Source organism: Salicibibacter halophilus, from assembly GCF_006740705.1.
GTDB lineage: Bacteria > Bacillota > Bacilli > Bacillales > Marinococcaceae > Salicibibacter > Salicibibacter halophilus.
The window spans coordinates 1,473,590-1,486,910 of record NZ_CP035485.1; the positions used below are offsets into that span (position 1 = coordinate 1,473,590).

14 protein-coding genes are annotated in these 13,321 nt (G+C 46.6%); 11 read left to right on the forward strand and 3 right to left on the reverse strand.

What is annotated here, in order from left to right:
- Positions 1 to 54: 54 nt before the first annotated feature.
- The gene (locus tag EPH95_RS07180) at positions 55 to 993 is read right to left on the reverse strand and encodes a metal ABC transporter solute-binding protein, Zn/Mn family (RefSeq protein WP_142088625.1); all 939 of its coding nucleotides are present in this window, start codon (positions 991 to 993) and stop codon (positions 55 to 57) included.
- Positions 994 to 1,141: 148 nt separating this feature from the next.
- Here EPH95_RS07180 and EPH95_RS07185 point away from each other — a divergent pair, with 148 nt between their 5' ends.
- The 3 genes from EPH95_RS07185 to EPH95_RS07195 are packed head-to-tail and all read left to right on the forward strand — an operon-like array spanning position 1,142 to position 3,652.
- Positions 1,142 to 2,077: an AEC family transporter gene (locus EPH95_RS07185; protein ID WP_142088627.1), complete on the forward strand. Its 936-nt coding sequence runs from the start codon at positions 1,142 to 1,144 to the stop codon at positions 2,075 to 2,077.
- Between the two features lie 9 nt (positions 2,078 to 2,086).
- Positions 2,087 to 2,653: a cysteine hydrolase family protein gene (locus EPH95_RS07190; RefSeq protein WP_142088628.1), complete on the forward strand. Its 567-nt coding sequence runs from the start codon at positions 2,087 to 2,089 to the stop codon at positions 2,651 to 2,653.
- A gap of 27 nt (positions 2,654 to 2,680) precedes the next feature.
- A complete protein-coding gene (locus tag EPH95_RS07195; protein ID WP_142088630.1) occupies positions 2,681 to 3,652 on the forward strand; it encodes a 2-hydroxyacid dehydrogenase in 972 nt (323 codons plus the stop codon).
- 93 nt (positions 3,653 to 3,745) lie between these two features.
- Here EPH95_RS07195 and EPH95_RS07200 read toward each other — a convergent pair whose 3' ends face one another.
- The gene (locus EPH95_RS07200) at positions 3,746 to 4,399 is read right to left on the reverse strand and encodes a LytR/AlgR family response regulator transcription factor (RefSeq protein ID WP_142088632.1); all 654 of its coding nucleotides are present in this window, start codon (positions 4,397 to 4,399) and stop codon (positions 3,746 to 3,748) included.
- Positions 4,400 to 4,669: 270 nt separating this feature from the next.
- On the opposite strand from EPH95_RS07200, the gene EPH95_RS07205 reads away from it, so the two are divergent.
- From EPH95_RS07205 to EPH95_RS07235, 8 genes are all read left to right on the forward strand, one after another.
- Positions 4,670 to 5,008: a DUF485 domain-containing protein gene (locus EPH95_RS07205; RefSeq protein ID WP_142088634.1), complete on the forward strand. Its 339-nt coding sequence runs from the start codon at positions 4,670 to 4,672 to the stop codon at positions 5,006 to 5,008.
- Positions 5,005 to 6,549 carry a solute symporter family protein gene (locus EPH95_RS07210; RefSeq protein ID WP_142088636.1) on the forward strand — a complete coding sequence of 515 codons (1,545 nt, stop codon included), beginning with the start codon at positions 5,005 to 5,007 and terminating at the stop codon, positions 6,547 to 6,549. The genes EPH95_RS07205 and EPH95_RS07210 overlap by 4 nt, the downstream gene beginning before the upstream one ends.
- A gap of 44 nt (positions 6,550 to 6,593) precedes the next feature.
- Complete coding sequence (gene acsA / locus EPH95_RS07215) at positions 6,594 to 8,318, forward strand: acetate--CoA ligase (protein ID WP_142088638.1); 1,725 nt, start codon at positions 6,594 to 6,596, stop codon at positions 8,316 to 8,318.
- Positions 8,319 to 8,559: 241 nt separating this feature from the next.
- Positions 8,560 to 9,501 (forward strand): metal ABC transporter solute-binding protein, Zn/Mn family, encoded by a 942-nt coding sequence (locus EPH95_RS07220; protein ID WP_227004087.1) that lies wholly within the window; start codon positions 8,560 to 8,562, stop codon positions 9,499 to 9,501.
- Between the two features lie 61 nt (positions 9,502 to 9,562).
- The gene (locus EPH95_RS07225) at positions 9,563 to 10,312 is read left to right on the forward strand and encodes a metal ABC transporter ATP-binding protein (RefSeq protein WP_142088642.1); all 750 of its coding nucleotides are present in this window, start codon (positions 9,563 to 9,565) and stop codon (positions 10,310 to 10,312) included.
- A gap of 1 nt (position 10,313) precedes the next feature.
- Positions 10,314 to 10,574, forward strand: a complete 261-nt coding sequence (locus EPH95_RS19470; protein WP_264372014.1) for a metal ABC transporter permease — start codon at positions 10,314 to 10,316, stop codon at positions 10,572 to 10,574.
- A complete protein-coding gene (locus tag EPH95_RS07230) occupies positions 10,556 to 11,599 on the forward strand; it encodes a metal ABC transporter permease (RefSeq protein ID WP_264372015.1) in 1,044 nt (347 codons plus the stop codon). The genes EPH95_RS19470 and EPH95_RS07230 overlap by 19 nt, the downstream gene beginning before the upstream one ends.
- Positions 11,596 to 12,486: a metal ABC transporter permease gene (locus tag EPH95_RS07235; RefSeq protein WP_142088644.1), complete on the forward strand. Its 891-nt coding sequence runs from the start codon at positions 11,596 to 11,598 to the stop codon at positions 12,484 to 12,486. Before EPH95_RS07230 ends, EPH95_RS07235 begins: the two co-directional genes overlap by 4 nt.
- A 120-nt stretch (positions 12,487 to 12,606) precedes the next feature.
- Here the strand turns inward: EPH95_RS07235 and EPH95_RS07240 are convergent, their stop codons facing one another.
- Positions 12,607 to 13,296, reverse strand: a complete 690-nt coding sequence (locus tag EPH95_RS07240) for a hypothetical protein (protein WP_142088646.1) — start codon at positions 13,294 to 13,296, stop codon at positions 12,607 to 12,609.
- Between the last annotated feature and the right edge of the window lie 25 nt (positions 13,297 to 13,321).

Genomic DNA, 13,321 nt, shown 5'->3' on the forward strand with positions numbered 1-13,321 from the left:
GGCGTAGGCAAAAGGTTTCGCCTACGCCTCTTGTCTCATATCAACGTCCCAATCCTACTCATTCAACGCCGTCTCCAACGTCTCCATATTTTTTTCCATCATGCTGAAATAGTCTTCATCATTTGCCAAGTCTTCTTCGGATACGGATTCCATATTGCGAAGCACCAGGCTTTCTGCGCCGATTTCCTCTTGAATGACTTCGGTCACCGTGCTGCTTACGTTATTTTCAAAAACCACATATCCGATGTCGTTCTCTTCCGCAATCTCGACGATTTCGGCAAGCTCTGACTGAGACGGCTCTTCGGTTGAAGATAGACCGAGAACACTCAATTGTTCCAAACCGTAACGCTCTTCCCAGTAGCCATAAGCGGCATGGGAGACAATCATCTGATCGCGATCTGCTTCTGCAAACGTCGATTCCAACGTTTGATCGAGTTCTTCCAAATCATCCCGCAGGGCTTCATAGTTTTCTGTGAAATACTCTTCCTGTTCAGGTCGCAACTCTACAAGTGTATCTTTAATATTTTCCGCAACGTCTATACTACGGACCGGATCAAGAAAAATATGCGGGTCGCCGTCCGCATGTTCAGCCTCGTGGTCGTGGTCGTGATCATGGTCATGGTCATGGTCGCTGCCGATCAGTTCAATGCCCTCTCCCGCCGGAACCATAGCCACATCCTCATCGCCAAGCATCTCTTCTGCTGTTTCAACAAAGCCTTCCATGCCTACACCGGAATAAATAAAAGCATCGCTTTCCGCCAGCTGAACCAACTCATTGGCTGTCGGTTCAAAAGAATGGGCGTCAGCATTCGGCGGGTAGATGCTTTCGGCTTCCACTTCACTGCCGCCGATTTTAGATGTGAAATCTTTCAAAGCAAAGACAGTCGTGTGAACCTGCAAAGGACTCCCTTCTGTTTCATTGCCCGAACTTTCCCCTTGGCATCCGGCAAGCGTTATGCCGGCAAGGCTAATCCCTATAAATGCTTTCCACATTAATGAACATCCTCACAAATAGTAATTATTACGATTAAAGATTAGAGGATTACGCCGTTCCTGTCAATACCTCTCAACATTTTCCTCGCAATCTAGTATACTAGCCATTAGGTTACGACTTCATAGAAAAGCAGAGAGGGCTCGGTTTATGGATGTAGCAACTGTCACGCTCGCGATTGCAACGATGGCGCTTATCATAGTGCTCGGGGCCGCCGTCGCTTTTCGGTTTCCGATTACGGACAATACGAAACAGCTTTTCATGAGTATCATCATTAATATTGCTGTACCGGCTATTATTTTAAACGGCATCTTTAACACGGAAATATCTGAACAAATTATGCATCAAGCAGTGACGATCTTTATTTTTTCGGTTATCTTTCATTCCGGAGCTGTTTTCTTTGCTTTTTTGCTTGGGCGCATCTTTCGGTTTTCGTCGCCATGGGCGAAAAAACTCGCGATTCTTTCCGCATTTGGCAACACTGGATTCATCGGCATCCCGCTCAGTTTTACTATTTTTGGCCCGACCGGCGGATTGCTCGCTTCCGTATTCAACGCCGGCCTTGATTTAATGATTTTTTCACTCGGGATTTTCATGTTGCAATCCCATGGACGCTTTGACTTCAGGCAATTAAAAGCGTTGTTCAACGCCCCGTTAATGGCCCTAGTCGCCGGTGGCTTGTTTGCATTCAGCGGCCTGGATGCTCCTGTCATCTTCCAAGATTTGACCGAGATGCTGTCCAGCCTTTCGGCGCCGCTCTCGATGTTATACATCGGTTTTTTGTTGCCTCCCTTTTTTAAAAAAGGACAAACATTTGTATTCCCGGGGCTTTGGTTTCCATTATCCATGCGTTTACTGGTCATTCCGGTCATTAGCATTACCATCATCGCTTTTATGCCGATGGATGATTTTTTAAAGCAGCTGTTCATTATTCTTGTTCCACTGCCGACATTTACATTGGCAACAGTTCTTTTTTCACGGTATACGGAGCAGGAAGATGAATCGGTGATGACGATCATCTATTCAACGATGCTTTGCCTGGCTACGATTCCGATTATTGCTGTCTATGCCAATTTTCTATCTTAACGAGGGGGTATGATTGTGCGTGAAGCGTTAATTGTTATTGATTATACGAATGATTTCGTGGCACCGGAAGGAAGATTAACATGTGGGGAACCGGGGCAAAACATCGAGGGGAGGCTAGTGTCCATCTTGCAGCAGTTCCATCGGCAGGAACAAGAGATTTTCTTCGCTGTCGACGTACATGAAGAAAATGATCCTTGCCACCCGGAAACCGCTTTGTTTCCGCCCCATAACATCCGCGGAACAAGCGGGCGTGACCAATACGGAAAGGTCCAGACGTTTCTTGATGAACTCGGTGCGGAGTGGCCGGCGCATATTCACTGGCACGACAAAACACGCTACAGCGCATTCGCCGGTACACCTTTGGAACTACAATTGAGGGAGAGAGGCATCACCCACCTCCACCTCGTTGGCGTTTGCACGGACATCTGTATTTTGCATACCGCCGTCGATGCCTATAATCGCGGATTCGCGCTCACCGTCCACGAGGACGCCGTACAAAGTTTCAATCCCGATGGGCACACCTGGGCGCTCGCCCATTTTAAGAATTGCCTCGGCGCGACTGTCGTTTCCGATTAAAACACCATAGAAAGCGAGGATCATATCATGAAGCCATACGTTTACATTGCACACCCAATTCCAGCACATGTTGAAGCTTATATTGCCGAACATTGCGAGTATAAAATCTGGAATGACGAAAACAAGAAAGTGCCCCAGGACCAATTAAAAGAAGAATTAAAAAGCGCTGATGGCGCCATTCTAACAGGGTATGACGTCGACGAAACGCTGCTAGCGGACGCGGAGAATCTCAAAGTAGTCAGCACTGTCTCCGTTGGGTATGACCGCTACGACACTGCCGCGTTAAAAAAGCACAACGTTTATGGCACCCACACGCCCCATGTGCTCGATGAAACGGTCGCCGACCTGATCTTCGGACTCGTGTTATCCGGTGGACGCAGAATTGCCGAACTCCACGAATACGTAAAAGGGGGACATTGGGGCTTAGAACCGGATAGCGCGTTTTACGGCTATGATATTCATCAACGAACGCTCGGGCTTATCGGCATGGGAAGAATCGGTGAAAAAATCGCCAAACGGGCACGCTTTGGTTTTGACATGGACATTCGTTATTATAATCGGTCGCGGAAACCGGAAATGGAAGAAAAATACGATGCCGTCCGCCTTGAATTGGACGACCTTCTGGCACAAGCCGATTTCGTCGTGCTCATCGTTCCTTTAACAGAAGCTACCCACCAATTAATCGGTGAACGCGAGCTTCAGTTAATGAAGTCCAGCGCGGTTTTGATTAACGGGGCACGAGGTCCGGTTGTTGATGAGGAGGCAGTTGTCCAAGCTTTAAAAGAGGAGACGATCTTCAGTGCCGCGCTCGATGTATTTGAAAATGAGCCGCTCCCAAAAGATCACCCACTGTTGTCTCTGCGCAATGTGACGTTAACCCCGCACATCGGGTCCGCTACCCGAGAAACCGATGAAGCGATGATGATGCGGGCGGCTGAAAATATGGTCCAAGGTGTTTTTGGGGATACGCCGCAAAATGTGATTAAAGAGTTGCGTTAAATCCTGGTTTTAAAAAAATCAACACGAAGCAAAATGTCCGAAATAATGAGCTATCGGGCATTTTTTTATGCACCGATTTCTCTCCATCAAGCATTAGAACCCTAAAATTCTTCTTACATGTTTTACGTATGTTTGGCTCACGATGAGTGGCGGATGTTCGGTTTTCTTTAAAGTGATGACTAAATTTCCTGACAGGTCACGGAAAATTTGTTGGATGAATCTGATATTTACAATATAGGAACGATGAATCCGCAGGAAGGAACTCGGTAAGTATTGTTCCATCGTTTTCAAAGCATAAATCGTATGATATTGGTTGTCGGTTGTGTAAAACCACGTTTTCTTTTGATAGCTTTCAATATAGGTGATTTCTTCAACCGGGATCGGCGTCCACATTTCATCCTGCTGTCCAGTTAAAAAGGAAATCTGCCTTTTCAAGAAATAGTCCGGAGGGAGGATGACTGTCACAATAATATCGGCAGACTTGTCTTCCTCAAATGGGTATCCAATTCCGTAATAAGAAAGACCGAAGACCGATTGATCCACAAGTGATTCAACACGCCTTTTTTTACGGGCTACCTCATGGGAAATACTCCCAAAAGGGACAGGTTGTTCGGGGTACAGACGAATATCATGGGTGCCTGCGTAATAATCCAGATATTTATCTGAATTCGCGACAGCAATCGATGCTTCATCGGGAGTCCAATCTTTCATGAATCTTGTTAATTGCTGAATATTAATCGTGCTCATCGGTGTCGCTCCCTTAATCTGTATATTTATATTTATACTAACACTTTTCGACAATTCATCGTCAATTATTTTCTTCTATCAGTAAATAGAATGGCCTGTCCGAAAGCACTTACGTAATAATGAAACTGTTCTATAATGTATGAAAATTAATGCTGTTGTGTAATAAAAAATCAGGAGTAGCAAGGAAAATGAAACGAATACTGCTCATTAATTCGTTTTATGCAACAGTTTTGAAGTCACAATTATGTATCCGCTTACAAGGAGGTTTTTATGGCTGTTGAAAAGTCATCCGACCATCGTCACGGGATAAATTATAAACAGGTGGAAAAAAGTTCAACGTTCAGACAGTTAATTTCAGAAAAAAAGAAGTTCATTATTCCCTGTTCTATTTTCTTTTTGATTTTTTATTTTTCCTTGCCAACGCTTGCATCTTACACAACTGTTTTAGACGGGGATGCCATAGGAGGAGTGATCACTTGGGCGTGGGTCCTTGCATTCGCGCAATTTGTTATGACTTGGACGCTTTGTATTCTGTATACGCGTAAGGCTGCACATTTTGACCAACTCGCCCAAAAAGTGTTGAATGAGGAAGGAGAGCCAAGAAAATGAACCTAACCGTTATTACACTATTCCTTGTTTTCGTAATAGCAACACTCGTAATTACTTATTTTGCGGCGAAGCGAACGAGTTCAGCCGATGATTTTTACACTGCAGGTGGCGGACTCACTGGTTGGCAAAATGGTTTGGCCATCGCGGGAGACTATTTATCCGCAGCTTCTTTTCTTGGAATTGCCGGAGCTATCGCGCTTGATGGGTATGATGGTTTTTATTACAGCATCGGTTACCTCGTCGGATTCCTAGTGGTTCTCTTTATTGTTGCTGAGCCAATGAGAAACATTGGAAAATACACCATAGCCGACATGGTCACGGCTCGTTTTGATTTAAAAAAAGTGCGTGGAATTGCTGCTTTGAGTACGATTACGATTGTGACGTTTTATATGATTGCCCAGCTTGTCGGTGCCGGGGCATTAATCCAATTATTATTCGGGATTGATTACTGGTTGGCAGTGATTATCGTTGGTGCCATGATGACGACGTATGTGATGTGGGGTGGGATGACCGCCACGAGCTGGGTACAAATCATTAAAGCTGTTCTATTAATGGTTGGTATGTTTGTCCTTTCCATTTTAGTTCTCTTTTATTTTAATTTTAATCTGGTGGAATTGTTTTCATCAGCCAGGGATGCTTCCCCGCATGGAGATGCTTATTTAAATCCAGGTGTTCAAGCCGAACTTCCTTTGGATACGATTTCCTTAATGCTTGCCCTTGTATTAGGGACTGCCGGTTTGCCTCATATTTTACTCAGGTTCTTTACCGTAAAAGATGCAAAGACGGCACGGACTTCAGTTGTTGTCGCGACTTGGATTATCGGCTTTTTCTATCTCCTTACGGTATTTTTAGGCATGGGCGCTCTTTATTTCGTTGGGCACAGTGATATTGTGGAGACAAACCCGGCGGGGAATATGGCAGCTCCAATGCTCGCAGAGGCACTTGGGGGCGATCTTCTCTTCGCATTCATTGCCGCGGTTTCTTTCGCAACGATTCTGGCCGTTGTAGCCGGACTTGTATTATCAGGGGCGACAGCTTTTGCCCATGATTTATATGGTCACATCATTAAAAAAGGGCAGGCAACCCAAAGACAGCAAATGATCGCTGCCCGTTCCGCGACGCTTGGCGTAGCAGTGATGTCGATTATCCTAGCACTTGCAGCGCAAAATTTAAATGTTGCTTTTCTAGTCGCGTTAGCGTTTGCTGTCGCGGCCAGCGCGAACTTGCCGGTGATTGTTTTCACCATCTATTGGAAACGGTTTAATACAACCGGAGCAATCACGGGGATTTTGTCAGGTTTAATTACGGCACTCGCTCTCGTGCTTGTTAGTCCAAGTGTACTATCCCCGGATGGAGACGCGATTTTTGTCGGTACGCCGCTCTTTCCGCTTGAAAATCCGGCAATCATATCTGTTCCGGTCGGTTTCCTAGGTGCAATCATTGGGACTTATCTTGCTAAAACACCACTGGATAAAGAAAAATATCGAGAAATTAAAGTTAAAGCACATACTGGCTATTCAGATTCGGATGAAAAAGCGTAAATCCAACACCTGGAAAATATATTTTTAAGAAAGGAAGAATGGTCATGGAAGAATTGAAAGCACTCCCCCCTAAAGGTGGAGACCACAATTTAAACAATTACGAAGAAGCAACGCAACAATTTGATTGGGCAGAAGTCGAGAAAGCATTTTCCTTTTACGAAACCGGGAAAGTAAATATGGCGTATGAAGCCATTGACCGTCACGCCGAGAGAGCTGATAAAAAAGATCAAGTTGCGCTCTATTATAGCGATGATCAGCGCGATGAGGCTTATACATTTGCCGACATGAAAAAAATGACCGATAAGGCCGCCAATGTTTTTCAGGAAGCCGGGATTGAAAAAGGGGACCGGGTGTTTATTTTCATGCCGCGTTCGCCTGAATTATACTTTGCCGCCCTTGGGGCGATTAAGGTGGGCGCGATCGTCGGGCCATTGTTTGAAGCTTTTATGGAAGGAGCCGTTAGGGACCGGCTGGAAAACAGCGAAGCAAAAGCGATTGTCACGACCAATGATCTGGTCGGGCGCGTGCCCGTCTCGGAGCTTCCGGCGTTGGAAAACGTATTTATCCAGGGGGACGATGTCAAGGAAGAAGGAAAAACCCTTGACTTTCAAACACGGCTGGCACAGGCATCGGAAAACCATGCCATCACCTGGGTGGATCGTGAAGATGGCTTGATTTTGCATTATACGTCCGGTTCAACAGGCACGCCGAAAGGCGTATTGCACGTGCACGCGGCGATGATCCAGCATTACCAAACGGGCAAATGGGTGCTGGACTTGAAGGAAGATGATGTGTATTGGTGCACGGCAGATCCGGGTTGGGTCACCGGCACGTCCTATGGCATCTTTGCCCCGTGGCTGAATGGCGTCACGAATGTCGTGCGCGGCGGACGGTTTAGTCCCGAGTCCTGGTACGGGACATTGGAAAAATACAAGGTCACCGTGTGGTACAGCGCGCCGACGGCGCTGCGAATGTTGGCGAGCGCCGGGGATGACATCGTAAAACATTATGATCTCTCAAGCTTGCGGCATATTCTCAGCGTCGGCGAACCGTTAAATCCTGAAGTGGTCCGTTGGGGAGAGGAAGTCTATGGCTTGCGTATTCACGATTCCTGGTGGATGACCGAAACGGGCGCGATCATGATTACGAATTTTCCGAGCTTGACGATCAAACCTGGTTCGATGGGCAAACCCATCCCGGGCGTCGAAGCCGGTATTCTGGATGACCAGGGCCATGAACTGCCGCCCAATCGCATGGGGAATCTTGCGTTGCGCACGGGCTGGCCGGCGATGATGCGCACGATTTGGAACAACGAAGAAAAGTATAAAGGATATTTTGAATTTCCGGGCTGGTACGTATCCGGGGATTCCGCCTATAAAGACGAAGAAGGTTACTATTGGTTCCAAGGCCGGGTGGATGATGTGATTTTAACAGCCGGTGAGCGCGTTGGTCCATTTGAAGTGGAAAGCAAGCTCGTGGAGCACCCGGCTGTCGGTGAAGCGGGTGTGATTGGCAAACCGGACCCGGTGCGCGGAGAAATCATTAAAGCCTTTGTCGCGCTTCGCGAAGGCTATGAAGAGACAGATGAACTCAAAGAGGACATCCGCGTCTTCGTGAAAAACGGATTGGCCGCCCACGCGGCGCCGCGGGAAATGGTCATTCGAGACACATTGCCGAAGACCCGGAGCGGGAAAATCATGCGCCGTGTCCTCAAGGCATGGGAACTTGATTTGCCAACCGGAGATTTATCGACGATGGACGATGATTAAGGGATACGTTTTGAAACCGGTAAGGATGCCCACGGGCGATCCTTATCGGTTTTTTGTTTTTATGCATGCTTATATTTTTGCTCATCACTTATTGACAAATCACGCCTCTGGGCATACCATGTAACTATAATTTGCCCTAAGGCAAAATTTATAGTTCGTGCAAAATTGTTTGTCCCAAGGAAATTTGTTGCTCTGTTAATGAATCATTTTTTCAAATCATCGAGAAATGAGGGAAAGAAACTTGAAAAAACCAGAACCTCTCTTTTTATCTATATTAGCGAGTTTTGGGCTGTTGGCGGCAGCCTGTGGGGATGGAGAAACCGATGCGTCACCACCCGAAGAAGGAGAGCCCATCCAAGTGACGACCACAATTGCTCAAATTGATGACATTGTTGAAAATGTCGGCGGGGAACACGTTGACTCTACCCCGTTAATGGGACCCGGGACTGACCCTCACGTTTACCAGGCGTCCCATGGGGATGTGGAATTGCTGGAAGACGCTGATATGATTTTTTGGAACGGATTAAATTTAGAGGAACAGATGACGGATATGATGGATCATTTAGGCGAGGAAAAACCGGTATATGCACTTGGTGAACAAGTGCCGGACGAATACATTTTAGAAGACGAAGAAGAAGCCGGGATGCCTGACCCCCATATTTGGTTTGATATTGAGCTGTGGTCCTATGCTGTTGAAGGCGTAAAAGACGGTCTCATTGAACTCGACCCGGATAACGAAGAGGAGTATCAAGCAAATGCTGAAGAATACCTCGATGAACTCCAGGAATTGCAAACATGGTCCGAAGAACAAATCCAAGAAATTGACGAAGAAAGCCGTGTGTTGGTGACCGCCCATGATGCTTTTCAATATTTTGGAGATGCCGCTGGGATGGATGTCATCGGCTTGCAAGGCATTAGCACCGATGCTGAATACGGGCTTAGTGACGTGCAAAATGTGATCGATGAAATGGAAGATCGGGATGTCGGAGCGATTTTCGGAGAAACCAGTGTCTCCGACAGCGCCATTGAAGCCGTGATCGAAGGTGCCGGACAACGGGGGCACGAAGTCGAAAACGGCGGCACGCTCTACTCCGATGCCATGGGTGAACCGGGCACCGAGGAAGGGACGTATGTCGGCATGTACCAGGCAAATATCAATCAAATTGTGGACGCATTGAAATGAAAGAATGAACGACATGATATCAGTTAAATCGTCGCATAAACACTAAAAGGAGTATTATCTCATGAATCCGGTAACCGCTAGTAACATTACTGTTGCTTATCACCGCAAACCGGTGCTTCAAAGCATAAATTTTGAAGCGCCGGAAGGAAAACTGATTGGCATCATCGGTCCCAATGGCGCGGGGAAATCAACATTGTTAAAATCGATCCTCGGCCTCGTGCCCAAGGCTTCCGGAGACGTCAATATATACGGCAAGCCCTATCGTAAACAAAGGCAAATGGTCGGTTATGTGCCACAACGAGGGTCGGTAGATTGGGACTTCCCGACAAATGCCCTTGATGTTGTGCTCATGGGACGTTATGGGCAAATCGGGCTTTTCCGGAAAGTGAAAAAAAAGGATGTTAAAGAAGCCATGACCTGTCTGGAAAAAGTCGGGATGGACCAATATGCACAGCGGCAAATCAGCCAATTATCGGGCGGGCAGCAACAACGTGTGTTTCTCGCCCGCGCGCTTGCTCAAAACGCTCAGGTTTATTTTATGGATGAACCATTTGTCGGGGTTGATGCCGCTACGGAAAAAGCGATTATTAACTTGTTAAGCGAGCTTAAAAATCAGGGAAAAACTGTTCTCGTCGTCCATCATGATTTACAGACCGTCCAGGATTATTTTGACTGGATCATGCTTTTAAATGTTCGTAAAATTGCTTTTGGGCCTACAAAAGAAACCTTTAAAAATGATCTATTACAAAAAACGTATGGAGGACGATTAACACTTCTTGACAGGGAAGAGGAAGTGACGCCCCTTGTTTAATATGCTCAGCGATCCGAATTTCCAATGGGTTCTTTTTGGGACCACCATCCTCGGCATCGCAAGCGGTGTGCTCGGAAGTTTCTCCCTTTTGCGCAGACAAAGCTTGATCGGGGACGCCATGAGCCACGCTGCCCTCCCCGGAATTTGCGTTGCTTTTCTGATCGTCGGTGAAAAAATGATGGGTGCATTGCTTCTGGGCGCTGGGATAGCTGCTTATCTGGGACATATTGCGTTCAAGCGATCATCCGCCACACGCGCTTAAAAACAGATACGGCCATTGGACTGATTCTGTCTGTTTTTTTTGGGATCGGTATCGTGCTCCTCACGTATATCAACCAACTCCCGGTCGGAGACCAAAGCGGTTTGGATGAGTTTATTTTCGGGCAGGCGGCCGCGATGGTGAGCAGTGATGTACGCATTATTTCCATCGTAGCCATAATTTTGGTGGCAATTGTCGTTTTGCTTTTTAAAGAGCTGAAATTACTCATCTTTGATCGGGAGTTCGCGCAAGGCATCGGATTGCCGACCACCGTTCTCAATGGCCTGCTCATGACAATGATCGTTGCTGCTGTCGTGATTGGCCTTCAGGCCGTGGGGGTTGTTTTAATGGTTTCAATGCTGATTGCACCGGCAATTACCGCTCGCTATTGGACGGACCGCCTCGATCATATGGTAATTTTATCCGGTATTGTCGGCGCACTTTCCGGCATTTCAGGCACGCTCATTTCCGCACCGATCTCCGGAATGCCGACAGGTCCGCTCATTGTTGTTTCCGCTTGTATGTTGTTTTTCGTTTCCCTTGTAATCGCTCCAAAAAAAGGGTTATTGATCAAAGCTTATCGTTTAAAACATTTGCGAAAGCAAACCGCGAGAGAGCAAATATTACAAAGTCTCTATGAACTCGCCGAGGAACACTATGCAGCGACCCGATCGCTAAAAACATTCCCTGGCGAAGACATTCAAGCGTTACGCCCATTATCCGCACGCAGGTTTCAGAAAGCTTTAAAAGGATTACAGCAATCCGGATACGTCAACGTGACGAACGAAGGCTTTTATTTGACGGCCTCCGGAAGGGAAAAAGCGCATAGGGTCACCCTCAACAATCGCTATATGCAAATGTATGCCATGCATGAGGTTCGCTTTGCTAACCTTCATATGGAAAAACAAAACTGGGATTTTTTATCTCTCCCTGAAGAAGAGCAAGGGCGTTTACAGGCTTTATTGCATGAGCACAAACTGGAGCCCACATTATTGCAGATGCTTCAAGAAGGGAGGACCTCAACATGACGGACTACACATTTTGGATCCTCCTAACCGCCTCACTTGTAGGCATTACATGTGGGATCATTGGTGTCCTGCTCATTTTACGGAAGTTGGCGATGGTATCCGATGCCATTAGTCATACGGTGTTACTCGGTATTATTTCTGCTTTCCTCATTACCCAATCGTTGGATGGATGGACGATGTTTATCGGGGCAGCGATTGTCGGCGTGTTAACGACCGTGTTTATACAAATGCTCAATTCTGCAGGAGTACAATCCGATGCTTCGATCGGCATTGTTTTTACATTTTTATTTGCTATCGGGGTCATTCTTGTCTCCATGTTTGCAAGGAATGTCCACATTGACGTGGAACATACCATCATGGGGGAAATAGCCTTCATTCCTTGGGAGACCGTGAATTGGTTTGGCATTGAAGCTCCACAAGCCGTATGGATGCTAAGTATTGTACTCGTGATCGACGTTATCCTCCTGCTTTTCTTTTACAAGGAATTTAAGCTCAGCACGTTTGATCCTGAACTCGCGGCAGCGCTTGGTCTCCCCGTCGGCCTTTTGCATTACCTCCTCATGGGGATGACATCCATTACAGCAGTTGCCTCTTTTGACGCGGTCGGTGCAATTCTTGTCGTTGCCATGTTGATCGCGCCTGGCGCAACCGCGTATTTGCTGACGGAACGCTTCAGCATGATGTTCGTCTTGAGCGCAACATTTGGTGTAATTGCAGCTATTTCAGGCTATTATATGGCGGCATGGCTCAATGCTTCGATTGCCGGGATGATGGCCACAATGGCGGGCGTGCTCTTTTTGCTCGCGTTTATTTTCTCCCCGACACATGGGATGATTGCAAAGGCCCTTTCACAAAAACACATCCGTACCTTTGATGCGGATACGTAAGAAAGACGCTTCCCCCGTTTTTCCAAATGTTAGAGGTCGAACTCCGATTGCGACCTCTTTTTTCCGCTCAAGACAATAAAAAAAGCACCCTCCGTCTCGAGCGTGCTCCTACAAATTCGATCATGATTCACTATCCGATCCCTCTCCCTGGGTCAGGGCGGAATCACTGATTGCTTGTTGGTCCGGACCGACATATTGGACGTCTGCCTCTTGGGCATACTCTGTCCATTCTTGAACGTATGGTTCCGGATCGACCGCATTTTCATAAGAAGGGATCTTTAAAACAGGATGTCCGTCAAAACCATTGATGATATGGGTCGTCATTGCCATTGATTCTTCCAGTGAAGCATCACGATGGGCAAGCGGTTCATAAATCACCATATCCGGCGCTTGATCATTAATGACGTTCCATTCCTCAAATTCGACGAATTCCTCGGAATTACTGCTGTTAAAATCATCAATATTAAAGGCTTCAACGTGAAATTCATACTGGTCGCTTGCATCTTCAGGGAAATAATTTTCCCATTGCACATCCTCTTCGCTATTGGAGGTAAATACAGCCAAATTAACCACATCACCGGATTCGTGTTGCTGTAAAATTTCATTGGCATCTTCTTGAAGCTCTTCCTCAACGTCACCTGAAGGATTCCCCGCCTCTTCAGATGCCGATTCATCCTGTTGAATGGTGGAGAACTGCTCAATATACTGCGCTTCTCCCACGCTTAATGTCTGTTCGTGCTGCAAACTATATAAGACGGTGACGATGACGACAACAATTAAATATGGCAGTGTTCTTTTTAATAGACTCATCGTTCTCTCCTTCATTTCTTCCAGG